Annotated in this window: 22 protein-coding genes; 14 read left to right on the top strand and 8 right to left on the bottom strand. The window is 57.7% G+C overall.

Annotation, left to right across the window (positions count from 1 at the left end; translation table 11 throughout):
* Positions 1–36 precede the first annotated feature (36 nt).
* The 6 genes from glgP to asd all read right to left on the bottom strand — a co-directional run bounded on the left by glgP (position 37) and on the right by asd (position 10757).
* Positions 37–2484, bottom strand: a complete 2448-nt coding sequence (gene glgP / locus RVY89_RS21220; RefSeq protein ID WP_484826386.1) for a glycogen phosphorylase — start codon at positions 2482–2484, stop codon at positions 37–39.
* Positions 2485–2502: 18 nt separating this feature from the next.
* Positions 2503–3936 carry a glycogen synthase GlgA gene (glgA, locus tag RVY89_RS21215; RefSeq protein ID WP_335245871.1) on the bottom strand — a complete coding sequence of 478 codons (1434 nt, stop codon included), beginning with the start codon at positions 3934–3936 and terminating at the stop codon, positions 2503–2505.
* The gene (glgC, locus tag RVY89_RS21210; RefSeq protein WP_008503066.1) at positions 3936–5231 is read right to left on the bottom strand and encodes a glucose-1-phosphate adenylyltransferase; all 1296 of its coding nucleotides are present in this window, start codon (positions 5229–5231) and stop codon (positions 3936–3938) included. The genes glgA and glgC overlap by 1 nt, the downstream gene beginning before the upstream one ends.
* Before the next feature lie 17 nt (positions 5232–5248).
* The gene (gene glgX / locus RVY89_RS21205) at positions 5249–7222 is read right to left on the bottom strand and encodes a glycogen debranching protein GlgX (RefSeq protein WP_484826385.1); all 1974 of its coding nucleotides are present in this window, start codon (positions 7220–7222) and stop codon (positions 5249–5251) included.
* Positions 7219–9405 carry a 1,4-alpha-glucan branching enzyme gene (gene glgB, locus RVY89_RS21200; RefSeq protein ID WP_484826384.1) on the bottom strand — a complete coding sequence of 729 codons (2187 nt, stop codon included), beginning with the start codon at positions 9403–9405 and terminating at the stop codon, positions 7219–7221. Before glgB ends, glgX begins: the two co-directional genes overlap by 4 nt.
* A 248-nt stretch (positions 9406–9653) precedes the next feature.
* Positions 9654–10757 carry an aspartate-semialdehyde dehydrogenase gene (gene asd, locus RVY89_RS21195; RefSeq protein ID WP_484826383.1) on the bottom strand — a complete coding sequence of 368 codons (1104 nt, stop codon included), beginning with the start codon at positions 10755–10757 and terminating at the stop codon, positions 9654–9656.
* A 179-nt stretch (positions 10758–10936) separates the two neighbouring features.
* Here asd and yhgN point away from each other — a divergent pair, with 179 nt between their 5' ends.
* Complete coding sequence (yhgN, locus tag RVY89_RS21190; protein ID WP_003861574.1) at positions 10937–11530, top strand: NAAT family transporter YhgN; 594 nt, start codon at positions 10937–10939, stop codon at positions 11528–11530.
* Between the two features lie 445 nt (positions 11531–11975).
* Here the strand turns inward: yhgN and tusA are convergent, their stop codons facing one another.
* Complete coding sequence (gene tusA / locus RVY89_RS21185) at positions 11976–12218, bottom strand: sulfurtransferase TusA (protein ID WP_008503071.1); 243 nt, start codon at positions 12216–12218, stop codon at positions 11976–11978.
* A gap of 167 nt (positions 12219–12385) precedes the next feature.
* Here tusA and RVY89_RS21180 point away from each other — a divergent pair, with 167 nt between their 5' ends.
* Together RVY89_RS21180 and RVY89_RS21175 are read left to right on the top strand one after the other, a co-directional pair.
* A complete protein-coding gene (locus tag RVY89_RS21180; protein ID WP_008503072.1) occupies positions 12386–13051 on the top strand; it encodes a 7-cyano-7-deazaguanine/7-aminomethyl-7-deazaguanine transporter in 666 nt (221 codons plus the stop codon).
* A gap of 72 nt (positions 13052–13123) precedes the next feature.
* Positions 13124–13681, top strand: a complete 558-nt coding sequence (locus RVY89_RS21175; protein WP_028014694.1) for a DcrB family lipoprotein — start codon at positions 13124–13126, stop codon at positions 13679–13681.
* 4 nt (positions 13682–13685) lie between these two features.
* Here the strand turns inward: RVY89_RS21175 and RVY89_RS21170 are convergent, their stop codons facing one another.
* Positions 13686–14903 carry an MFS transporter gene (locus tag RVY89_RS21170; RefSeq protein WP_484826382.1) on the bottom strand — a complete coding sequence of 406 codons (1218 nt, stop codon included), beginning with the start codon at positions 14901–14903 and terminating at the stop codon, positions 13686–13688.
* A gap of 145 nt (positions 14904–15048) precedes the next feature.
* Between RVY89_RS21170 and RVY89_RS21165 the strand changes: the two genes are divergently transcribed.
* The 11 genes from RVY89_RS21165 to RVY89_RS21115 all read left to right on the top strand — a co-directional run bounded on the left by RVY89_RS21165 (position 15049) and on the right by RVY89_RS21115 (position 24028).
* Positions 15049–16098, top strand: a complete 1050-nt coding sequence (locus RVY89_RS21165) for an AI-2E family transporter (RefSeq protein ID WP_045909021.1) — start codon at positions 15049–15051, stop codon at positions 16096–16098.
* A 335-nt stretch (positions 16099–16433) separates the two neighbouring features.
* Entirely contained in the window at positions 16434–16823 is a 390-nt protein-coding gene (locus RVY89_RS21160; protein WP_484826381.1) for a lipoprotein, read from the top strand.
* A 67-nt stretch (positions 16824–16890) separates the two neighbouring features.
* Complete coding sequence (locus tag RVY89_RS21155; RefSeq protein WP_484826380.1) at positions 16891–17955, top strand: class I SAM-dependent methyltransferase; 1065 nt, start codon at positions 16891–16893, stop codon at positions 17953–17955.
* A 68-nt stretch (positions 17956–18023) separates the two neighbouring features.
* Entirely contained in the window at positions 18024–18746 is a 723-nt protein-coding gene (locus tag RVY89_RS21150) for a beta-ketoacyl synthase chain length factor (RefSeq protein WP_484826379.1), read from the top strand.
* Positions 18743–19558 (top strand): lysophospholipid acyltransferase family protein, encoded by an 816-nt coding sequence (locus tag RVY89_RS21145; RefSeq protein WP_484826378.1) that lies wholly within the window; start codon positions 18743–18745, stop codon positions 19556–19558. The genes RVY89_RS21150 and RVY89_RS21145 overlap by 4 nt, the downstream gene beginning before the upstream one ends.
* Positions 19539–19796, top strand: coding sequence for a phosphopantetheine-binding protein (locus RVY89_RS21140; RefSeq protein ID WP_008503081.1), 258 nt, complete (start codon positions 19539–19541; stop codon positions 19794–19796). The genes RVY89_RS21145 and RVY89_RS21140 overlap by 20 nt, the downstream gene beginning before the upstream one ends.
* Before the next feature lie 10 nt (positions 19797–19806).
* Positions 19807–20058 (top strand): acyl carrier protein, encoded by a 252-nt coding sequence (locus RVY89_RS21135; protein WP_024908875.1) that lies wholly within the window; start codon positions 19807–19809, stop codon positions 20056–20058.
* A gap of 54 nt (positions 20059–20112) precedes the next feature.
* Positions 20113–20652 carry a COG4648 family protein gene (locus tag RVY89_RS21130; protein ID WP_484827975.1) on the top strand — a complete coding sequence of 180 codons (540 nt, stop codon included), beginning with the start codon at positions 20113–20115 and terminating at the stop codon, positions 20650–20652.
* The gene (locus RVY89_RS21125) at positions 20645–22006 is read left to right on the top strand and encodes an AMP-binding protein (protein WP_484826377.1); all 1362 of its coding nucleotides are present in this window, start codon (positions 20645–20647) and stop codon (positions 22004–22006) included. The genes RVY89_RS21130 and RVY89_RS21125 overlap by 8 nt, the downstream gene beginning before the upstream one ends.
* The gene (locus RVY89_RS21120) at positions 21993–22346 is read left to right on the top strand and encodes an ApeI family dehydratase (protein ID WP_484826376.1); all 354 of its coding nucleotides are present in this window, start codon (positions 21993–21995) and stop codon (positions 22344–22346) included. The genes RVY89_RS21125 and RVY89_RS21120 overlap by 14 nt, the downstream gene beginning before the upstream one ends.
* On the top strand, positions 22337–24028 hold the full coding sequence (locus RVY89_RS21115) for a glycosyltransferase family 2 protein (RefSeq protein WP_484826375.1): 1692 nt from the start codon (positions 22337–22339) through the stop codon (positions 24026–24028). The genes RVY89_RS21120 and RVY89_RS21115 overlap by 10 nt, the downstream gene beginning before the upstream one ends.
* The last annotated feature ends 3 nt before the right edge of the window (positions 24029–24031 follow it).

The raw sequence follows: 24031 nt of genomic DNA, 5'->3' as shown, positions 1-24031 counted from the left end.
TAGGCCCGGTAAGCGCAGCGCCACCGGGCTTTGTTTTTACAACCTCACCGGATCAATATGCCAGATCGTCTCGGCATACTCCTTGATAGTCCTGTCTGACGAGAAATAGCCCATATTGGCGATGTTGTACATCGCGGCGCTGGTCCACTTCTCCGGCTGACGATACAGCTCGTCCACCCTATCCTGACAGTCCACGTAGCTACGGTAATCCGCCAGCACCTGGTAGTGATCGCCAAAGTTAATCAGCGAATCCACCAGATCGCGGTAGCGGCTCGGTTCATCAGGACTAAACACGCCGGTCGCGATCTGCGTCAGCACCTGACGCAACTCTTCATCCTCTTCGTAATACTGACGCGGCGAGTAGCCTTTCCTGCGCAGCGCCTCCACCTCTTCCGTCGTATTACCGAAGATAAAGATATTGTCTTCGCCCACGTGCTCCAGCATCTCGACGTTCGCCCCGTCCAGCGTACCGATGGTCAGCGCGCCGTTGAGGGCAAACTTCATGTTACTGGTGCCGGATGCCTCCGTCCCCGCCGTGGAAATCTGTTCAGAGAGATCCGCCGCCGGGATGATCAGCTGCGCCAGGCTGACGCTGTAGTTCGGAATGAACACCACCTTCAGCTTGTCGCCAATGTCCGGATCCTGGTTAACCACCTTCGCCACGTCGTTGATGAGATGAATAATGTGCTTCGCCATGTAGTAGGCCGACGCCGCCTTACCGGCGAAAATCTTCACGCGCGGCACCCATTCGGCCGTCGGATCGGCCTTGATGCGGTTGTAATGGGTGATCACGTGCAGCACGTTCATCAGCTGACGCTTGTATTCGTGGATGCGTTTGATCTGAACGTCGAACAGCGCTTTCGGGTTTGCCACCACGTTGAGGTGCATCGCCAGCCAGACCGCCAGACGTTTTTTGTTCAGCAGCTTGGCTTCGCGCACGGCTTTGTTTACCGTCGGGAAATCAATATGCTGTTCCAGCTCGCTCAGCTGGCTCAAATCGGTACGCCAGGTGCGGCCGATATTCTCGTCCAGCACCTCAGAGAGCGGCTGGTTGGCCAGCGCCAGCCAGCGGCGCGGCGTGACGCCGTTGGTCACGTTGCAGAAGCGCGTCGGGAAGATCTTCGCGAAGTCCGCAAACAGCGACTGCACCATCAGGTTCGAGTGGAGCTCGGACACGCCGTTGACCTTGTGGCTGATGACGACCGCCAGCCAGGCCATGCGCACGCGGCGGCCGTTCGACTCATCAATGATGGAAGCCCGGCTCAGCAGCCCGGTATCGTTCGGGTACTGCTCCTGCAGCGTTTTGAGGAAGTAGTCGTTAATCTCAAAGATTATCTGCAGATGGCGCGGCAGGATTTTGCCAAGCATGTCCACCGGCCACGTTTCCAGCGCTTCGCTCATCAATGTGTGGTTAGTGTAGGAGAACACCTGACAGGTCACCTCAAACGCGTCATCCCAGCTGAACTTATGCTCGTCGATCAGCAGGCGCATCAGTTCAGGAATGGAGAGCACCGGGTGGGTGTCGTTAAGGTGGATCGCGGTTTTCTCCGCCAGGTTGGCGTAGGTTTTGTGCAGCTGATGGTGGCGGCTGAGGATGTCCTGAATGGTCGCCGAAACGAGGAAATACTCCTGACGCAGGCGCAGCTCGCGGCCCGAGTAGGTCGAGTCATCCGGGTACAGCACGCGGGACACGTTCTCGGAGTGGTTTTTGTCTTCCACCGCCGCAAAGTAGTCACCCTGGTTAAATTTACCGAGGTTAATTTCGCTACTGGCCTGGGCGCTCCACAGGCGCAGCGTGTTGGTGGCGTCGGTGTCATAGCCGGGGATAATCTGGTCGTAGGCCACGGCCAGGATCTCTTCCGTTTCTACCCAGCGGGATTTTTTGCCTTCCTGCTGGATACGCCCGCCAAAGCGCACCTTGTAGCGCGTGTTGTGGCGCTTGAACTCCCACGGGTTGCCGTACTCCAGCCAGTAGTCCGGGGACTCTTTCTGTCGCCCGTCGACGATGTTCTGCTTGAACATGCCGTAATCGTAGCGAATACCATAGCCGCGGCCCGGCAGCGCCAGCGTCGCCAGCGAGTCGAGGAAGCAGGCGGCGAGACGCCCCAGACCGCCGTTACCGAGGCCCGGGTCGTTCTCTTCGTCGATCAGTTCTTCTAAATCTAACCCCATCTCTTCCAGTGCGGTTTTGACGTCGTCATAAATACCGAGCGACAACAGCGCATTGGACAGCGTGCGGCCAATCAAAAATTCCATCGACAGGTAGTAAACCTGACGCGTTTCCTGCGAGAGCTGGGCGCGGTTTGAGCGCAGCCAGCGTTCAACTAAGCGGTCACGCACGGCAAACAGGGTGGCGTTCAGCCACTCGTGCTTGTTGGCAATAACCGGATCTTTCCCGATGGTGAACATCAGCTTGTAGGCGATGGAGTGCTTTAACGCCTCAACGCTGAGCGTGGGTGAAGAGTAGCTAAATGGAGCGTTCATATCAGTAACTTCGCCTCGTTACATCAAGCGTTGATAGAGATCGCGGTATGACTGCGCCGCGACGTGCCAGCTAAAGTCCATGGACATCGCCTGACGTTGTACGTAACGCCACAGCGATGGACGGGACCACAAGACGAAAGCACGCCGAATCGCCCGAAGCAGCGACCAGGCATTACTGTCCTCAAAGACAAACCCGCTGGCGATACCGTCCGCCAGGTTTTCCAGAGAGCTGTCGGATACGGTATCCGCCAGTCCGCCCGTGCGGCGTACCAGCGGCAGCGTGCCGTATTTCAGGCCGTACAGCTGCGTCAGGCCGCAGGGTTCGAAACGGCTTGGCACCAGAATGACGTCCGCGCCGCCCATAATGCGGTGCGAGAACGCTTCGTGGTAGCCAATCTGCACGCCCACCTGCCCCGGGTGTTCCGCGGCGGCGGCAAGGAAACCTTCCTGCAGCACCGGGTCGCCCGCGCCGAGCAGCGCCAGCTGTCCGCCCTGCTCCAGTAAACCGGGCAGCGCCTCCAGCACCAGATCCAGCCCTTTCTGGCTGGTCAGGCGGCTCACGACGGCGAACAGCGGCACTTTGTCGTTAACCTTCAGGCCCATCGCAATCTGCAGCTGGCGTTTGTTTTCCGCTTTGTCTTCCACGGAATCACGGCCGTAGCGCGCCGCCAGCAGGAGATCGGTTTCCGGGCTCCAGATCTGTTCGTCAACGCCGTTCAGAATGCCCGACAGGCGGCCTTCGCGATGGCGCTGTTGCAGCAGGCCTTCCATACCGTAGCCAAACTCCGGCTGGGTGATCTCACGCGCGTAGGTTGGGCTCACCGCCGTGATGTGATCGGCGTAGTACAGCCCGGCTTTCAGGAACGAGATCTGCCCGTTAAACTCCAGACCGTGCATGTTAAAGAACGACCATGGCAGATCGATGTCATTCATATGATGGGCGTAGTACATCCCCTGATACGCCAGGTTATGCACGGTAAAGACCGATTTCGCCGGGTGGCCGCGCGCGGCGAGATACGCCGGGGCAAGCCCGGCGTGCCAGTCGTGCGCGTGCACCACATCCGGACGCCAGAACGGATCCAGCCCCGTCGCCATTTCGGCGCCGACCCAGCCAAGCAGCGCAAAGCGCAGCACGTTGTCGGTGTAGGCGAACAGGTTCGTATCGTGATAGGGGCTACCCGGGCGATCGTATAAGTGCGGTGCGTCGATCAGGTAAATCCCTACGCCATTGTAATGTCCAAACAGCAGGGTAATGCGTCCGGCAAACGTTTCACGGCGGGTCACCACTTTTGCATCGGGTATACCGCGCCGGATATCCGGAAAGGCGGGCAGCAGGACTCGGGTATCCACGCCTCCGGCGATTTGCGCCGCCGGTAATGCGCCAAGCACATCTGCCAGACCGCCCGTTTTTAATAACGGGAACATCTCAGAACATACGTGTAAAACCTGCATCATCGCTCCTGTTTGATCTGCAGCTTCCGCAACATTTCCCGTGTGACTAACACGATCCCCTCTTCCGAACGGTAGAAACGACGCGCGTCTTCTTCCGCATTCTCCCCAATAACCATCCCTTCAGGGATGACGCAGGCACGGTCGATCACGCAACGACGTAGACGACACGAGCGCCCTACCCAGACATCCGGCAATAAGACTGCCGAATCGATATTACAGAATGAATTTATCCGCACGCGCGGGAACAGCACCGACTGCACCACGACCGAACCGGAGATAATGCACCCGCCGGACACCAGCGAGTTCAGCGTCATACCGTGGCTGCCGGAGCGGTCCTGCACGAACTTGGCCGGCGGCAGCGACTCCATATGGGTACGGATCGGCCAGTTCTGGTCGTACATATCAAGTTCAGGCGTGACCGACGCCAGATCGAGGTTCGCTTTCCAGTACGCTTCCAGCGTGCCTACGTCGCGCCAGTAGGGTTCCGCATTCGGGTCGGACTGCACGCAGGACAGCGGGAAAGGATGTGCATACGCCATGCCAGCTTTCGTGATTTTCGGAATGATGTCTTTACCGAAGTCGTGGCTGGAGTTTTCGTCTTTGTCGTCTTCTTCCAGCAGCTCATAAAGATAATCTGCGTCAAAGACATAGATCCCCATGCTGGCGAGCGATTTGGTGTCATCGCCCGGCATGGTTGGCGGGTTCGCCGGTTTTTCAACGAAGTCGATAATCTTGTCGTCGGCATCCACGTGCATGACGCCAAACGCCGTCGCTTCAGCAACGGGCACAGGCAGACACGCCACGGTGCAGCGCGCCCCTTTTTCGACGTGGTCGATCAGCATGTGGGAGTAATCTTGCTTGTAGATGTGGTCCCCGGCGAGGATCACAATGTATTCCGCGTTATAGCGGCGAATGATGTCGAGGTTTTGCGTCACCGCATCCGCCGTTCCGCGGTACCAGTTCTCGCCGTGGACGCGTTGCTGAGCGGGAAGGAGATCGACAAACTCATTCATCTCTTCGCTGAAAAAAGACCAGCCGCGCTGGATATGCTGAACCAGCGTGTGCGACTGATACTGCGTAATGACGCCGATGCGGCGAATGCCCGAGTTCAGGCAGTTGGAGAGCGCAAAGTCGATGATACGGAACTTACCACCAAAGTGAACAGCCGGTTTGGCGCGCTTGATGGTCAAATCTTTCAGACGGGTACCACGCCCGCCCGCAAGTATCAGGGCAACCGTTTTTAATGGTAGCTGGCGTGCCAACATTAAGGGATCGTTCTTCTCTAATCTAACCATGACTAACTCCTTTTTTATCATCTTTGGAATACGCACACTCCGTGCGCAGGCCCGTGCCAGACAGCCATTACTACCGGATTATCCGCTCCGGCAAAGGGGGGAACGGCTCGCCACTCCCCGTCAGGTAAAACAATCTCTGCGACGTCATCCGTCGCGTTCAGCGTGACCAGCCATTTATCCGACAGCAGGATTTGCAGGCGTGGTACGCCGTGTTGCCACTCTTGCGCGCTTAACGGTTGCGCGTCTTTATTCAGCCAGCGAACGTTGCCGTCACCCTCTTCCCACCAGCTGTTGGCGGTCAGCGCGGGGATCTGCTGGCGAAGATGGATCAGCGCAGCGGTAAAATGAATCAGCCCGCTGTTGGCTTCACCCCAGTCGAGCCAGGTTAAGGTGTTGTCCTGGCAATAGGCGTTGTTGTTACCGTGCTGGCTGTGACCGTGCTCGTCGCCTGCCAGCAGCATCGGCGTGCCCTGCGACAGTAAAAGCGTTGTCAGCAGCGCATGAACGCTGGCGCGTCGCCGCTCTATCACATCCAGACTTCCGCCTAACCCTTCTATACCATGATTGAAGCTATGGTTATTGTTAGTGCCATCGCGATTCTCTTCGCCGTTCGCCTCATTGTGTTTCTGATTGAAACAAACGCAGTCCCTGAGCGTAAAACCGTCGTGCGCCGTCAACAGGTTGACGGTGGCCGACGGGCGTTTACCGTCGCGCTTAAAGAGATCGCTCGACGCGGCAAAGCGCCCGGCAAATTCCCCCAGAGACAGATTCCGTTCCAGCCAGAAGCGGCGCACGACGTCGCGGTAGTGGTCGTTCCACTCGGCAAACAGCGGTGGGAAATTCGCGACCTGATAACCGCCTTCACCGATGTCCCACGGCTCGGCAATGAGCTTCACCTGCGAGAGCACCGGGCAGTTTTTTATCGCCTCAAACAGCGGTGCCTGCTGGCTGAACGCCGGCGTGCGTCCCATGACGGGCGCCAGATCGAAACGAAAACCGTCGACGTGGAACGTTTCCACCCAGTATTTCAGGCATTCATACGCGAAATGCGTGACCGCCGGATGGCTGAGGTTGAGCGTGTTGCCGCAGCCGGTCCAGTTCTCGTAATCGCCATCCTGCCTGATCCAATAATAGCTACGGTTATCAATTCCGCGCATGGAGAGCGTCGGGCCGTCGAGATCGCTTTCTGCGCTGTGGTTCAGCACCACGTCCAGAATGACCTCAATTCCCGCCGCGTGGAGCGCCTTCACCGCATCGCGGAACTCGTCCCGCGACTTTTCCTGATGGACGGCATAGCGCGGTTCGAGCGCGAACATCGCCAGCGGGTTATAGCCCCAGTAGTTGCTCAGCCCCAGCCGCTGCAGGCGCGGCTCGCTGGCAAAATGGGCGACGGGGAGCAGTTCCAGGGCGGTGATGCCGAGGTGTTTCAGGTAGGCGATCATGGTGGGATGCCCGAGCGCCTTGTAGGTGCCGCGCATCTCTTTGGGGATCGACGGATGCAGGTAGGTCAGCCCTTTGACGTGGGCTTCATAAATAACGGTATTGCCCCACGGCGTCTGCGGCGGGGCATCGTCTTCCCAGTCATAAAGATCGTTCACCACCACGCTTTTTGGCGCAACGGGCGCGCTGTCGCGGTGGTCGGGCTCGCCGTAGCCCACGTTGAAGAGCGGGTCGTCTTTAAATTCACCGTCCACGCGGTGCGCGCACGGGTCAATCAACAGCTTTGCCGGGTTAAACCAGTGGCCCTGCGCCGGATCCCACGGACCGTGTACGCGAAAGCCATAGTGCATACCTGGCCGTCCTCCGGCCAGGTAGCCGTGCCAGGTATCCCCCGTACGCGCGGGTAAATCGTAACGGTGCTCGTTACCTTCCCCGTCAAACACGCACAGTTCTACTCGCTCAGCGTGAGCGGAAAAGAGGGTGAAATTGACCCCCTTTCCGTCAAAACTTGCCCCGAGCGATTCGGGTTTACCTGCCGTAAGCTGCGTCATTCGCCCTCCCGCATCAGCCAGATGGTGCCAAGCGGCGGCAGCGTCAGGCTCAGGGAGTTGGGTCGCCCGTGGCTTTCAATGGCGTCGCTCTGTACCAGCCCGCCGTTACCAGCGTTGCTGCCGTGGTAATGCATCGAGTCGGTATTCAGAATCTCGCGCCATTTGCCCGGCTGGTTAATGCCGAAGCGGTAGTGTTCGCGCGGCACCGGCGTGAAGTTGCTGGCGACGATGATCTCGTTACCCGCCTTGTCACGACGCACAAAGACAAACACCGAGCGCTCGTGGTCGTCCACCACCAGCCACTCAAAGCCGTACGGATCGAAGTCGAGTTCGTGCAGCGCTTTGTGGTGACGATAGGTCAGGTTCAGATCGCGTACCAGGCGCTGCACCCCATGGTGCCAGTTGTCACCGCCTTCCAGCAGATGCCAGTCGAGGCTGGCGTCGTGGTTCCACTCGCGCCCCTGGGCGAACTCATTGCCCATAAACAGCAGTTTCTTGCCCGGGAAGGCAAACATCCAGCCGTAATAGGCGCGCAGGTTGGCGAACTTCTGCCACGCGTCGCCCGGCATGCGGTCGAGAATGGATTTTTTGCCGTGCACCACTTCATCGTGCGACAGCGGCAGCATGAAGTTTTCGGTGTAGTTGTAGAGCATCCCGAACGTCAGCTTGTCGTGATGGTACTTGCGGTGAACCGGATCCAGCTTCATGTAGTCGAGCGTGTCGTGCATCCAGCCCAGGTTCCACTTATACCAGAATCCCAGGCCGCCTGATGACGGCGGACGGGAGACGCCCGCAAAGTCGGTGGACTCTTCCGCCATGGTCACGGCACCGTCCACCTGCTCGCCGATAATGCGGTTGGTATTACGCAGGAATTCAATCGCTTCCAGGTTTTCACGGCCGCCAAACTCGTTCGGGATCCACTCGCCCTCTTTGCGGCTGTAGTCGCGGTAGATCATCGACGCCACCGCATCGACGCGCAGGGCATCAATACCAAACCGCTCGATCCAGTACAGGGCATTCCCGACCAGGTAGTTTGCGACCTCACGGCGACCGTAGTTGTAGATCAGAGTATTCCAGTCCTGGTGATAGCCTTCGCGCGGGTCGCTGTGCTCGTACAGATTCGTGCCGTCAAACTCTGCCAGCGCAAAGTCATCCGACGGGAAATGGCCCGGCACCCAGTCGAGGATGACGTTCAGCCCGGCGGCGTGCGCGGCATCAATGAAATAGCGGAAGTCATCGCGCGTGCCGAAGCGGCGCGTTGGCGCATACAGCCCGGTGGGCTGATAGCCCCAGCTGCCGTCGAACGGGTGCTCGTTGACCGGCAGCAGCTCAAGGTGGGTAAAGCCCATCCATTTGGCATACGGCACCAGCTGGTCGGCAAGCTCACGGTAGCTTAGCCAGAAGTTGTTATCGGTGTGGCGACGCCAGGAGCCGAGGTGTACCTCATAGACGGAGATGGGCGCATCAAAGCGGTTGGCCTGCTTGCGCTCTTCCGTCTGGACGACCTTCTCCGGCAGGCCGCAAATCAGCGACGCGGTATCCGGACGCATCTGTGCTTCGAAGGCATACGGGTCGGCTTTAATGCGCAGCTTGCCGTGGGCGTCAATCATCTCGAATTTATAAAGCTGCCCGTGGTGCGCCCCGGGGATAAACAGCTCCCAGATGCCGGTTTCCCGGCGCAGGCGCATCGGGTGGCGGCGGCCGTCCCAGTAGTTGAACTGGCCGACGACGGAGACGCGCTGGGCATTGGGCGCCCACACGGAGAACCGCGTGCCGGTAATGCCGTCCATCGTATCGGCATGGGCACCCAGCGTTTCATAAGGGCGAAGGTGCGTTCCTTCGGAGAGCAGCCAGGCGTCCATCTCTTTAAGCAGAGGGCCAAAGCTGTAGGGATCGTCAATCAGGTTTTGCTGACCGTGCCAGAGAACGGCGAGCTGATAGCGAAAAGGGTTTTTACGACGGGGCATTACGCCCGAGAAGAAGCCACGAGAATCGAGGCATTCAAGATTACCCACTTTACGGCCGGTTTTGGGTTCAATTACCCAGACTTCTGTGGCATCCGGTAATAACGCCCGAACTTCCAGACCGGCCTCAGTACGATGCATCCCAAGCACAGAAAAGGGGTCAGCAAAATGACCCGCAATAAGCGCATTAATCACGTCTCTATCCACACGATCGGACATGGTATTCATCCTGTTTTTTATGTCGTCCTTTTTAAGCGCTCCGGGACGACTTTTAATGTGACCTGAACGGGACAGCACAAAAATGTGCATCCATTCTGCTCCGTTCGAACCTCAGGTAAGAAATGACTCTTCCTTAAAGCATAGCCAACGCTCTAGATGACTCCTGATAAAAATAAGACATACGCGTGTTACTCCATGTAGTACGCAAAAAAAAGGGGTGAAAATCACCCCCGGTAGTTAACAAATTATTACGCGAGCTGGCGCAGCATGCGGCGCAGCGGCTCGGCGGCGCCCCACAGGAGCTGGTCGCCGACGGTGAACGCGGAGAGATACTTCGGCCCCATGTTCAGCTTGCGCAGACGGCCAACCGGCGTGGTCAGCGTGCCGGTAACGGCGGCCGGGGTCAGCTCGCGCATGGTGATATCGCGATCGTTTGGCACCACTTTCGCCCACGGGTTGTGCGCGGCCAGCAGCTCTTCCACGGTCGGAATAGACACATCTTTTTTCAGTTTAATGGTGAAGGCCTGGCTGTGGCAGCGCAGCGCGCCGATACGTACGCACAGACCGTCAACCGGAATGGTGTTCGCGGTGTTAAGGATTTTGTTGGTCTCGGCCTGGCCTTTCCACTCTTCGCGGGTCTGGCCGTTATCCAGCTGTTTGTCGATCCACGGGATCAGGCCACCGGCCAGCGGTACGCCAAAGTTATCCACCGGCAGCTCGCCGCTGCGGGTCAGTTGGGTCACTTTACGCTCGATATCCAGAATAGCGGATGCCGGGTTTGCCAGCTCGGTCGCGACGCTCTGGTGCAGCTGGCCCATCTGGGTCAGCAGCTCGCGCATGTGACGCGCGCCGCCGCCGGACGCCGCCTGATAGGTCGCCACGGAAACCCACTCCACCAGATCCTGTGCGAACAGGCCGCCAAGAGACATCAGCATCAGGCTGACGGTGCAGTTGCCGCCAACAAAGGTTTTGACGCCGTTGTTCAGGCCGTCGGTGATCACGCCCTGGTTCACCGGGTCGAGAATGATGATGGCATCATCTTTCATGCGCAGCGAAGAAGCCGCGTCAATCCAGTAGCCCTGCCAGCCGCTTTCACGCAGCTTTGGATAGATTTCGTTGGTATAATCGCCGCCCTGGCACGTCACAATAATGTCGAGTGCCTTCAGCGCTTCCAGATCGTAAGCATCCTGCAACGTGCCTGTGGTACCACCAAAGGACGGAGCAGCCTGGCCGAGCTGGGAAGTGGAGAAGAAGACCGGGCGGATAGCGTCGAAATCGCGCTCTTCAACCATGCGTTGCATGAGTACAGAGCCGACCATACCGCGCCAGCCGATAAAACCAACGTTTTTCATAGCATTTTTTTCCTGCTGAGGGTGTGTGCTGATTGTGCAAGCCAGTATTGAACTGGGATATGCTTCACATTACAAAATGCTGCCAAAGTCGCAAGCGAAATTAATCGATGATTGCCCGGCAATCAGAAAAAGCGCTAATCATCGAAATAACACTACTAAGTATCAGGGATAATTTAAAGATGAGTGAAATCATTTCCGCGGCGGTTTTATTGATCCTAATTATGGATCCACTCGGAAACCTGCCTATCTTCATGTCGGTGCTGAAGCACACCGAGCCGAAGCGCCGCCGGGCGATCATGATCCGCGAGCTGCTCATCGCCCTGCTGGTGATGTTTATCTTCCTGTTTGCCGGTGAAAAAATCCTCGCATTCCTGAATCTGCGCGCCGAAACCGTGTCGATTTCCGGCGGGATTATTCTGTTCCTGATTGCCATTAAGATGATATTCCCGAGCGCAGAAGGCAGCAGCAGCGGCCTGCCTGCGGGTGAAGAGCCGTTTATTGTGCCGCTGGCGATCCCCCTCGTCGCGGGCCCGACCATTCTGGCCACGCTGATGCTGCTGTCGCATCAGTATCCGAATCAGATGAGCCATCTGGTGATTGCCCTGCTGATTGCCTGGGGCGGGACGTTTATCATCCTGCTTCAGTCGTCCCTGTTCCTGCGCCTGCTGGGCGAGAAAGGGGTAAACGCACTGGAGCGCCTGATGGGGCTGATTCTGGTCATGATGGCAACGCAGATGTTCCTGGACGGGATCAGGGCGTGGATGAAGGGCTAGGTAAACGCAAAACGGCAATCAAGGATTGCCGTTTTTAGTGTTTGCACCCTCTCCCCGTGGGCTGAGGGATCCCCAGTAATTTTTTTACCTGAAGCGATGAATGTTGCATCAGCAAAATTAATAACTTACAGCGACGCCCTGGTCCGGCTGTAAATCGCTGAGGCGTTTCCTGCAGGCCGGGGCGAGGCGCAGGGATGCGCCGAGAGGGCGGGTCGCCAGGGTGGTGGCGACTGAGCCACCCTGGCACGTTCACCGGTCATCTCGTTACAGAGTAGCAAGGAACATAAAGTGAACGGAATGACCACCACAGCCGTATGTTCCCCCTCACCCCAGCCCTCTCCCTCAAGGGAGAGGGGGTCGTCCGTGCTGGCATTATTTATGGGGAACCCTCAGCCCCGTGGGAGAGGGTCGGGGTGAGGGCATCAGGCCGCAGAGGACTACCCATCTACCCCTTACGAATCAAATACCGGTACGGCAGCGCCTCGGTCTGCTGTGCCACCAGCTCATGTTCCATAAAGGTACAAAAACCGGGAATATCGCGGGTCGTGGCCGGGTCGTCGGCAATAATCAGCAGCGTTTCACCGGTCTGCATATTGCGCACGGTTTTACGTACCATCATTACCGGTTCCGGGCAGCGAAGGCCCTGGGCATCAAGGGTATGGTCTGGGCTGGAAAACAGGTCGGTCATGATCTTCTCGGTCAGGTAAAAACGGCTGTAGTTTACGCCCGGTTGCGATCAATGCAAATCAGGTTAACGATTGCGTAAAAAACAACCATTGCAATGTCCTGCCAAAGCAGTATCATGCTGCGGTTTTTATTGGGTTCCCTCACCCCAACGTATAAAAAGGTCACAATATGACGCAGTTTTCTGAATCACAGCGCGTAAAAGCGTTGTTCTGGCTTTCGCTTTTCCATTTGCTGGTGATCACCTCCAGCAACTATCTGGTGCAGCTCCCGATCTCCATCTTTGGTTTCCATACCACCTGGGGCGCGTTCAGTTTTCCGTTTATTTTCCTCGCAACCGATTTGACCGTGCGTATCTTTGGCGCACCGCTGGCTCGCCGCATTATTTTTGCGGTCATGCTCCCGGCGCTGTTCATCTCGTACGGGGTTTCGTCTCTGTTTTATATGGGAAGCTGGCAGGGCTTTGAGGCGTTAACCCACTTCAACCTGTTTGTTGCCCGTATCGCCGCGGCAAGCTTTATGGCCTACGCGCTGGGGCAGATCCTCGACGTGCACGTGTTTAACCGCCTGCGTCAGAATCATCGCTGGTGGATGGCGCCCACCGCCTCCACGCTGTTTGGTAACGTGAGCGATACGCTGGCCTTCTTCTTCATCGCCTTCTGGCGTAGCCCGGATGCGTTTATGGCTGAACACTGGATGGAAATCGCGCTGGTGGACTACTGCTTTAAGGTTCTCATCAGCATTGTGTTCTTCCTGCCGATGTACGGCGTGCTGCTCAATATGCTGCTGAAAAGGCTGGCAGATAAATCTGAAATCACAGCATTGCAGGCTGGTTAAGGGTTCGCTTTATCAGTTGTGATAAGATGAGCGAATGAGCCGTTATGGCCGTTTATCGAAAGGAAGAAGTCAATGCGCAATCTGGTTAAATATGTCGGGATTGGCCTGCTGGTTGTGGGTCTTGCAGCCTGTGATAACAGCGACACGAAAACGCCTGCTCAGGGCGCATCCGCAGAAAGCAATGCGACCGGCCAGCCGGTGAATCTGATGGATGGCAAACTCAGCTTCTCTCTGCCAGCCGATATGACTGACCAGAGCGGCAAGCTGGGCACTCAGGCGAACAACATGCACGTTTACTCCGACGCAACCGGGCAGAAAGCGGTCATTGTGATTGTGGGCGACGACACCAGCGAAGATCTGGCGGTCCTGTCCAAACGTCTTGAAGATCAGCAGCGCGGCCGCGACCCGCAGCTGCAGGTCGTGACCAATAAATCCATCGAACTGAAAGGTCATAAGCTGCAGCAGCTGGACAGCATCATCTCTGCAAAAGGCCAGACCGCCTGGTCTTCGGTTGTGCTGGGCAAGGTCGATAACAAACTGCTGACCCTGCAAATCACCCTGCCAGCGGAAGATCAGCAGAAAGCGCAGACGGCTGCTGAAAACATCATTAACACCATCGTGATCCAGTAATACTTCACGACGATGACGTGGCCTCCGGTGCCTGCACCGGGGGCCATTTTTTTAGCCGCCACGTCAGCAGCAGCGCAATAACCACCAGACCCGCCGCGGCAAGATAGATCACCGGAACTCCTGCCCAGGCCATCACCAGCCCCGCCAGCGGGCCGGTAATGCCTAAAGACATATCCATAAACACCGTATAGGTCGCCAGCGCCGCCCCCTGATTCTGCTGCGGCACGGCTTTTACCGCCACCACGCCCAGCGCCGGGAAGACCAGTGAAAAGCCTGCCCCCGCGAGGAACACGCCCACTTTCGCGACCCAGGGCACCATCGCTATTCCGGTCAGCAGCAGCCCGACAATCTCTATCGCAAAGCAGATTATCGCCACATTCAGCCCGCCCAGACGGTTGATGCCGTTAGGAAAAAGCAGGCGGGCGCCAACAAACGCACAGCTGAACAGGGTTAACGCAAAGGCCGCGCCGTCCCAGCCTTTGGCGTCGTAGAACAGAGTAATGAAGGTCGCGATCACGCCGAAGCCGGTGGTCGCCAGCGCCAGGGCCATGCCGTACGGCCAGACGCGCCCCAGCACCGCCCGAAACGGCAGCGGCTTGCCTTTGCTGGCCTTCACTTTCGGGCGCGGCAGCGCAAAGAGGATCGCCAGAAGCGCGACCACCATAATGGTAATAGCAAGGCCATGCAGCCCGCCCAGCGCATAGCAGGCCACGCCGAGCGGCGCACCGAGCGCCATCGCACCGTAGGTGACAATCCCGTTCCAGGAGATCACCCGGCCAATGTGCGGCGCGCCTACCACACCCACGCCCCAAAGCGTTGAGCCGGTTCCCGCCAGACTTTGCCCAATACCCAGAATGACGCGCCCCAGGCAGAGCAGCACCAGGCTGACCAGCGGCCAGTGGCTGGTTGAGGCAGCCAGCAGATAGCTCAGGCCACTGAGGAAACAGCCGCACAGTCCCACCACCACGATACTTTTTGGACCGAACGTGTCTGCGTAGCGCCCGGCATGCGGGCGGCTGACGAGCGTGGCGAAATATTGCAGGCTAATCACCAGCCCCGCCCAGAAGGCGCTGAAGCCCATCACGTCATGGACATAGCCCGGCAGGACCGCCAGCGGCAGGCCAATGGTCAGATAGCTGGCAAAGTTGAAAATCACAACGGAAACGATGCGCAGATTGAGGCGCAGTCCGCTCAGCGCCGGTTCAGCGGCAGGTTCGGGCATGGGGTTCTACCTGGATTTTTTACAACAGTGTTTCACTATTACCACGGCGCAATAAGAAAATCAGCACCGACTTTCAGATTAACGGCTCCAGACGAAGCGGAGCCCGGGCACTACACTTACCGGGTCATCATATTAAGGAACACGCATGATCGCTAACCCGTCCGACAAAGCAGGACTCCACATCTTATTAAAACTCGCCTGTCTGGTGGTTATCCTTGCGGGTATCCATGCTGCCGCCGACATTATTGTTCAGCTCCTGCTGGCGCTCTTTTTTGCCATTGTGCTTAATCCTCTGGTCACCTGGTTTTTACGCCGGGGCGTCAGCCGTCCGGTAGCCATCACCATCGTCGTCATCGTGATGCTGATTGCCCTGACGGCGCTCTTCGGGGTGCTGGCGGCATCGCTGAGCGAATTCTCCACCATGCTGCCGCAGTACAACAAAGAGCTGACGCGTAAGATTGTGGCGCTGCAGGAGATGGTACCCTTCCTTAATCTGCATATCTCACCCGAACGGATGCTGCGCCGGATGGATTCAGAGAAAGTCATGACCTACGCCACCACCTTGATGACGGGGCTTTCCGGCGCGATGGCCAGCATTCTGCTGCTGGTCATGACGGTGGTGTTCATGCTGTTCGAAGTTCGCCACGTCCCCTATAAGCTGCGCTTTGCATTGAACAATCCACAAATTCACATTGCCGGATTACACCGGGCACTGAAAGGCGTCTCCAAATATCTGGCGCTGAAAACACTCCTGAGCGTATGGACCGGGGTGATTGTCTGGCTGGGGCTGATGCTGATGGACGTGCAGTTCGCGCTGATGTGGGGCGTGCTGGCGTTTCTGCTCAACTACGTGCCCAATATTGGCGCAGTGCTTTCCGCCGTGCCGCCGATGATTCAGGCGTTTCTGTTTAACGGCTTCTACGAATGTATGCTGGTCGGCGCGCTGTTCCTCGTCGTGCATATGGTGCTGGGCAATATTCTTGAGCCCCGAATGATGGGACACCGTCTGGGCATGTCGACGCTGGTGGTATTTTTATCCTTGCTGATTTGGGGATGGCTGCTGGGCCCGGTTGGCATGCTGCTGTCGGTCCCTCTGACCAGCGTATGTAAAATCTGGATGGAGACCACCAAAGGCGGCAGCAAGCTGGCGATCCTGCTCGGGCCGGGGAGGCCGAAAAGCCGATTACCCGGGTAATGAACCTCACTGTACAGGTAGGTTTAAACCGTCAGCAATACACCGTAAATTACCGCGCCCCTAATCCGGCGCGGTATTTTTATTTGCGTTAAGGCGTATTCATTCTGTTTTTAATTACGTCGTGCGCATTACGTTCAAGCGCAATTAATGATTTAACGCAAATTATAAAAAAATTAAATTCTCATTTATTTTCCATGTTATTATGCCCGCCTTCGCGTCAACGTAATGCAAACATTAATATTGATTAAAAACAGATCTGGCGCTAACAAAAGCCGGATGAATATTATTTGTAAAAACCACTACCTTTAATTGTTATTATTGATATGGAGTTGTTGATGAAAAAGATCGTTAAATGGTGTGCTGCTGCCGTATTCGTTGGTGCACTGGCAGGCTGCGCGCGTACCGCCCCAATCGCTCAGGTTCACTCTATCGTAAGCGCGGGCCATACAGCCGATCAGGTAAAAACGGCAATTTTGAAAGCTGGCCAAAAACGTGACTGGATCATGACGGAAACTAGCCCGGGAATGATTAAGGGGCGTCTGCAGTCACGCGATCACTCGGTACAGGTGAGTATTCCGTACACGGCGACAAGCTATTCAATCAACTATGAAAACAGCCTTAACCTGAAAGCAGCAGACGGTAAAATCCACAAAAATTATAACCGCTGGGTCAATAACCTCGACCACGATATTCAGCTGAACCTCTCCGCTGGCGCCGCGCTGTAAATTTTTCTAAAGTCGGGCCGCATATGGCCCGATAACTTCTCTTATTGCCCTCAAAGGTTACGTAGTAATGTACGAAAAGGACACACTCAGCGCACTGGATGCCATTACCGAAGCGCAACGCATCGCCTTTGCCCCGATGTTATTCCAGACAGCGCTTTGTCTGCGTAACTCAGGCGTTCTCGCCTGGCTCGATAAACAAGGTAAAGAGGGTTCAAGCCTTGAGGAAATAACAGAACACAGCACGCTCGGCAGCTATGGCGTCAGCGTACTGCTGGATATGGGATTAAGCGGTCGAATCGTTACCCAACAGAATGGACGTTATTTCCTGGCAAAAGTGGGCCATTTTTTGCTGCACGACGAAATGACCCGCGTAAATATGAATTTCACCCAGGATGTTTGTTACCAGGGGCTATTTCACCTGGCGGACGCCCTGCAGGAAGAAAAACCTGCCGGATTAGCCGTGTTTGGCAACTGGCCAACCATCTACCCGGCGTTATCCCAATTACCCGCTCCGGCGAAAGAGAGCTGGTTCGCCTTTGATCACTACTATTCTGACGCCGCGTTTGACGCCGCTTTGCCATATATATTCGCAAGCTCGCCGACAAAATTGTACGATGTGGGCGGAAATACGGGTAAATGGTCGTTACGCTGCTGCCGCTATGACGAAAATGTTGCCGTGACGATCCTCGATCTGCCGCAGCAGATAGCGCTGGCGCAGGAAAACATCGCAAAAGCAGGTTTTTCTCATCGTATTCGATTCCATGCTGTCGATATGCTTAGCCCAGCAGCATTGCCGGGTGACGCCGACGTCTGGTGGATGAGCCAGTTCCTGGATTGTTTCTCTCCGGATCAGATTGTCGCCATGCTGACGCGCGTCGCACAGGCTATGAAGCCAGGCGCACGTTTGTGCATCATGGAGCTTTTCTGGGATGCTCAGAAATTTGAAGCAGCATCTTTCAGCCTGAATGCCACCTCGCTCTATTTCACCTGTATGGCGAATGGCAATAGCCGTTTTTACAGCGTAGAGAAGTTTTATCGCTACCTGGAGAGCGCAGGTTTCAGCGTTGAACAGCGGCTGGACAACCTTGGGGTCGGTCATACCCTGCTGATATGCACCAAACGTGAACAATAGAGCAGCCTGGCTGCCCGGGTGGTCCTTTCTGCCCTTTGAATACGGTTTTTTTTCGCGGACGCGCGTAGATGAAATTTTCACTGAACATTATCGACTGGCAGGCGAGAGCGCCAGGACTCAGCGATGCCACAGAGTGGCAGGCGTGGTCGCGCCTGCAGCTGGCCGTTGACCCAGCGGCCCCGCTTCCCCGGCTGACCGCTTTACCCATGATGACCGCACGCCGCCTCAATTCAGGCAGCAAGCTGGCGGTGGACATTGGTCTTGCCATGCTGCAAAACCACGCCATTGATGCCGTCGTCTATGCCAGCCGTCACGGCGAGCTGGAGCGCAACTACCGTATTCTGCATGCTCTGGCGACCGGGCAGTCCGTTTCCCCCACCGACTTCGCGATGTCCGTGCACAATTCCGCGGTCGGCAATCTCACGATTACCGCACGCCAAACCATCGTCTCGTCATCCATTTCTGCCGGGCTGGACACCTTCCAGCAGGCCCTATGTGAAGTGCTAAGCCTGCTGCATGCGGGCTATTCCCGCGTCCTGCTGGTCGATTTTGACGGCGCGCTGCCGGAATTTTACCATCCGGCGTTACCGCCGCAGATGCCCACCTGGCCCTACGCGCTGGCGCTGGTAATTGAATCCGGCAACGGGTTGCAGTGTGAAACCCGCAGCGGCAGCACGGGTGAAGAGCCTGCCCTGCCGCAAAGCCTGATGTTCCTGCAACGCTATCTCAGCGAGGAACGTCAGTTTGTGGTGCCCGGCGAACGTTTGCTGTGGCAATGGACGCGCGCATGAACCGCCTGGCCGCCCGAATCAACTGGTTATGGCGTCTGGCGATGACCGGATTATGCTTCGCGCTGTTTGGCGTGGGCGGGCTGCTGCTGTCTCTGGTCTGGTTCAACCTGCTGCTAATCGTCCAGCGCGACCGCGCCAACCGTCGTCGCCTGGCGCGTCGCAGCATTGCGGCCAGCTTCCGCTTCTTCCTGACCGTTGCGCGCGGCCTCGGAGTACTGGACTACCGCATTCACAATCTTGACGCGCTGCGCTGCGATCGTGGTTGTCTGGTAGTGGCTAACCACCCCACGTTAATTGACTACGTGATTCTGGCGTCGGTCATGCCCGAAACCGACTGCCTGGTGAAGAGCGCGCTGCTGCGTAACCCGTTCGTCAGCGGCGTCATCCGCGCGGCGGATTACCTGATTAACAGCGAAGCCGAGCCCCTGCTCGCGGCCAGCCAGCAGCGTCTGGCTCAGGGCGACACGCTTTTGATCTTCCCGGAAGGCACGCGTACCCGGTTTGGCGAGGCTATCTCCCTCCAGCGCGGTGCGGCTAATATCGCCGTGCGCTGTAACAGCGATCTGCGGGTGGTGCTGATCCACTGCAGTGAGCACCTGCTGGATAAAAAAAGTCACTGGTATGATGTACCGCCAGAAAAACCTGTTTTCACCGTGGATGTCCGCGACCGCGTGAACATCGACGAATTTTACGATGCAAATGAACAAGAACCGGCGCTGGCGGCAAGGCAGTTAAACCGGCATCTGGAGCATCGATTAACATCAGGCCTTCAATCTTTGTCAGGAATTAATGATGCAAGCGCTTTATCTTGAAATTAAGAATCTCATTATCACCACGCTGAATCTGGACGAGCTTACCGCAGAGGATATTGATACCGATGCCGCGCTGTTTGGCGATGGGCTGGGTCTCGACTCCATTGACGCGCTGGAACTGGGTCTGGCCGTGAAAAACCAGTATGGCGTGGTGCTTTCTGCCGAAAGCGAAGAGATGCGCCAGCACTTCTTTTCCGTCGCCACGCTGGCGTCCTTTATCAACGCTCAACGCGCCTGAGATGTGAAAGATGACTGAACAAGAAACCATTTATCAGGAAGTCTGCGGCCTTCTGACCAAGCTCTTTGAAATCGACCCGCAGGACATTACGCCCGAAGCCCGCCTTTACGAAGACCTGGAGCTGGACAGCATTGACGCGGTGGACATGATTGTTCATCTGCAGAAGAAAACGGGCAAGAAAATCAAGCCGGAAACCTTCAAGTCGGTTCGTACCGTTCAGGATGTGGTAGACGCCGTCGAACAGCTTTTGCGCGAAGAGTAAGACGCCGTGCGTGGTGGACGGACGTTCCCGCTCATCCCACTGCTGACGGGGTTGATGCTGCTGGCGTGGCCCTTCCTGATTGGATTTGGGCTGACGCATAACAGCCTGCAGTGGCTGTTACCGGTGATGGCACTGGTATTGCTGCTGCGGCTGCGTCAGGCGCAGCGGAACACCGGCCCGATGCGGTATGTGGTTCAGTGCGTGGCGCTGGCGGGCATCGCGCTCTGCGCGGCAAGCTACCTGCTGAAAACCAACCAGTGGCTGCTGTTCTACCCTGTGGTCGTCAACCTTGTGATGCTGGCCGTGTTCGGCGGTTCGCTGTGGACCGCGATGCCGCTGGTCGAGCGGCTGGCGCGCCTGCGCGAGCCAGATTTGCCCCCGGAGGGCGTGCGCTATACCCGCAAGGTGACCCTCGTCTGGTGCGGTTTTTTCATCGGAAACGGCGCGATGGCGCTGTTCACCGTTCTCCACGGCGACATGCATCTATGGACGCTGTGGAACGGCATGGTGGCTTATATCCTGATGGGAACGCTGATGGCGACCGAGTGGCTGGTGCGCCAGCGGGTGATAAAAAAAGAGATGCACAATGACTAACCCCCTTCCGCTGGGCCAGTGGTTAAACGCGCCGCGCCCTGACGACATGCCCGTTGCCTGGCTTGACGATCGTACCTGGACGCTGGGCCAGCTGCGCCACGACGTGACCTTACTGGTTGACACCCTGCATCAGCAGGAAGGCGAGCGCTGGGCGCTGTGCTTTGAAAACAGCTACCTGTTTATCGTTGCGCTGCTGGCCTCGCTGCACGCCGGTAAAACACCGGTCATTCCCGGCCATAGCCGCGTCTCGCAGCTTGAAGAACAGCAGGCGTTGTTTAGCGGCGTTCTGAGCGATCGGACTCTCGCTCTCCATGGAAAGCTGATTGTGGTGGCCTCCAGCCATAAGAAAGCCAGCGACTGGACGCCTCTGCCGGAGATTGACGAAAGCCGCTTCGTTGAACTGTTCACCTCCGGCTCCACGGGGACGCCGCGCCGGGTGGTTAAGCACATCGTTAGCCTTGATCGCGAGGCCCGTCTGCTGGCTGACCGCTTCGGCGAGCGTCTGGCAGGATGCAGCGTTGTCGCCTCGGTGGTACCGCAACATCTGTACGGTCTGACCTTCCGCATCGTATTGCCGATGGCGCTGGGTCTGCCGCTGCATGCCGCGATGCTCTACTACGCTGAACAGCTGGCCGCCCTTCCTCATGACCGGCATTACCTGTTCATCAGTAGCCCGGCGTTCCTGAAGCGCCTGGATACCGAGCTGGCCGCGCCGCCCGTCAGGGTGCTGATTTCCGCAGGCGGAATGCTGCCCTGGTGTGACGTCGCCACCACCGCTGGCTGGCTTAACATCTGGCCGGACGAAATCTATGGCAGCACCGAAACCGGGATCCTCGCCTGGCGCCATCGCCAGCAGGATAACGTCCCGTGGCTGGCGTTCCCCGGCGTTATATTTCATCAGGAAGATGAAGCCTGTCGCGTCACGTCGCCACTGATCCATGAGGCTGAAGGACTCCAGCTGGACGATATCCTCCACTTCGACAGCGAGGGGCTGTTCAGCATCGCCGGGCGTCGCGGGCGGGTGGTCAAAATTGAAGAAAAGCGCATCTCGCTTAACGAGATCGAACGTCGCCTGCTGGAGCTCGACGGCATTTGCGAGGCAGCTGTACTGCCGGTCACGCGCGGAGGCCGTCAGGGGATTGGCGCGCTGCTGGTGCTGGACGAAGCGGTTCGTCAGCGCGGGTATATGCAGGATAAAAAAGCGCAGGAGTTCGCCTGGCGTCGCGCCCTGCTGCCGTGGCTTGAGCCGGTCGCCGTTCCACGCTACTGGCGTATTGTCGATGAAATGCCGGTAAACAGTATGAACAAGCGTGTCTATGCGCAGTTAGAGGAGTTATTTCATGAAAATTCATGAAATTGAGCGCCACCAGACACAGCCGGAGAAGCTGGAAATCATTTTGCATCTCGACGCGGCGCTGTTCTGGTTTCAGGGCCATTTTGCCGTACAACCGCTGCTGCCCGGCGTTGCGCAGCTTGACTGGGTGATGCACTACGCCACGACATTACTGGCTCCGGGCTACCGCTTTCACAGCATTCAAAACGTGAAGTTCCAGGCGCCTCTGCTGCCGGAAACCACGGTGACGCTGGCGCTTGAGTGGCATGCCGAGCGTCAGATGCTGACCTTCAGCTACCAGCGTCACGCCGGGGCTGAGCGCCATACCGCCAGCAGCGGGAAAATTCGGCTATGTCAGTAATCTTTCGCCCCTGCGTGCTGATCCCATGCTACAACCACGGCGCGATGATCGCCAGCGTGCTGTCGCGTCTCGCACCGTTCGGCCTGCCGTATCTGGTGGTAGATGACGGCAGCGAAGCGATCACCCGTCAGGAGCTCGAACGCCTGGCGGCGGAGCAGCCGCAGATGACGCTGGTCCGTCTGGCGCAAAACGCCGGGAAAGGTGCCGCAGTCATCAGGGGGCTGGAGGAGTGCGCGCGCGCGGGCTATACCCACGCCGTGCAGGTGGACGCGGACGGCCAACACGCCATCGAAGATATCCCCAAACTGCTGGCGCTGGCGGAGCGCCACCCGGACGCGCTGATTTCCGGCCAGCCCATTTACGATGATTCCATTCCGCGCTCGCGACTCTACGGGCGCTGGGTAACCCACATCTGGGTGTGGATTGAGACGTTATCCCTGCAGCTTAAAGACAGCATGTGCGGCTTTCGGGTCTACCCGGTCTCGCCCACGCTGCGGCTGGCGGCGCGTGAAACGCTCGGTAAACGGATGGACTTTGACACCGAAGTGATGGTCCGTCTCTACTGGCAGGGCAACACCAGCGTCTTTCTGCCCACGCGCGTCACCTACCCGCAGGACGGGTTGTCCCACTTCGATGCGTTAAAAGATAACGTGCGGATCTCCCTGATGCATACCCGGCTGTTCTTCGGCATGCTGCCCCGCATGCCCGGCCTGCTTTTCCGTCGACGCCGCCAGCACTGGGCGCAGCAGGACGAGGTCAAGGGTCTGCGGGGGATGCGCCTGATGCTGCGCGTCTGGGAGCTGCTGGGGCGGCGGGCCTTTACCGTACTGCTGTGGCCGGTGATCGGCGTGTACTGGCTTATCGCGCGTCCGGCGCGGCAGGCCTCGCGGCTGTGGATTGGAAGGGTCAAGCAAGAACTGCGTCAGCGGAACATGCCCGTTCCCCCGCGGCTCAACAGCTTTTTCCATTTCATGCGCTTCGGCAACGCGATGCTGGATAAAGTCGCCAGCTGGCGCGGTGAGCTGAAGTTTGATCGCGACGTGGTCTTTGCTCCCGGCGCGAGCGAAACGCTAGATATCGCGGCGCCGCAGGGTAAGCTGCTGCTCGCCTCGCACCTTGGCGACGTAGAAGCCTGCCGGGCGCTGGCCCAGCTGGACGGCAGCAAAATTATTACCGCCCTGGTCTTCAGCGAGAACGCCCGGCGCTTTAAGCAAATCATGAGCGAAATGGCACCTCAGGCCGGCGTGAATTTGATGTCGGTCACCGACATCGGCCCCGATACCGCCATTGCCATCAAAGAGAAGCTTGAGCGCGGAGAATGGGTCGCGATTGTGGGCGATCGCATCGCTGTGAATCCGCAGCGTGGCGGCGAGTGGCGCGTGATCTGGAGTCCGTTTATGGGCCAGCCAGCGCCGTTTCCTCAGGGGCCGTTTATCCTGGCCTCCATCCTGCGCTGCCCGGTGGTACTGATTTTCGCCCTGCGCCAGCAGGATAAGCTCGTCCTGCACTGCGAACCGTTTGCCGACCCGCTGCGCCTGCCGCGCGGTGAACGCCAGCAGGCGCTGCAGGATGCCGTCGATCGCTACGCGCAGCGGCTGGAACATTACGCCCTCATGTCGCCGCTCGACTGGTTTAATTTTTTTGATTTCTGGCATCTGCCAGAGTCCAGAGAGAAGGAGTAAAGG

The sequence above is a fragment of the Enterobacter sp. 3U4 genome, from assembly GCF_057224565.1.
This window is presented reverse-complemented; position numbering and strand designations above follow the sequence as displayed.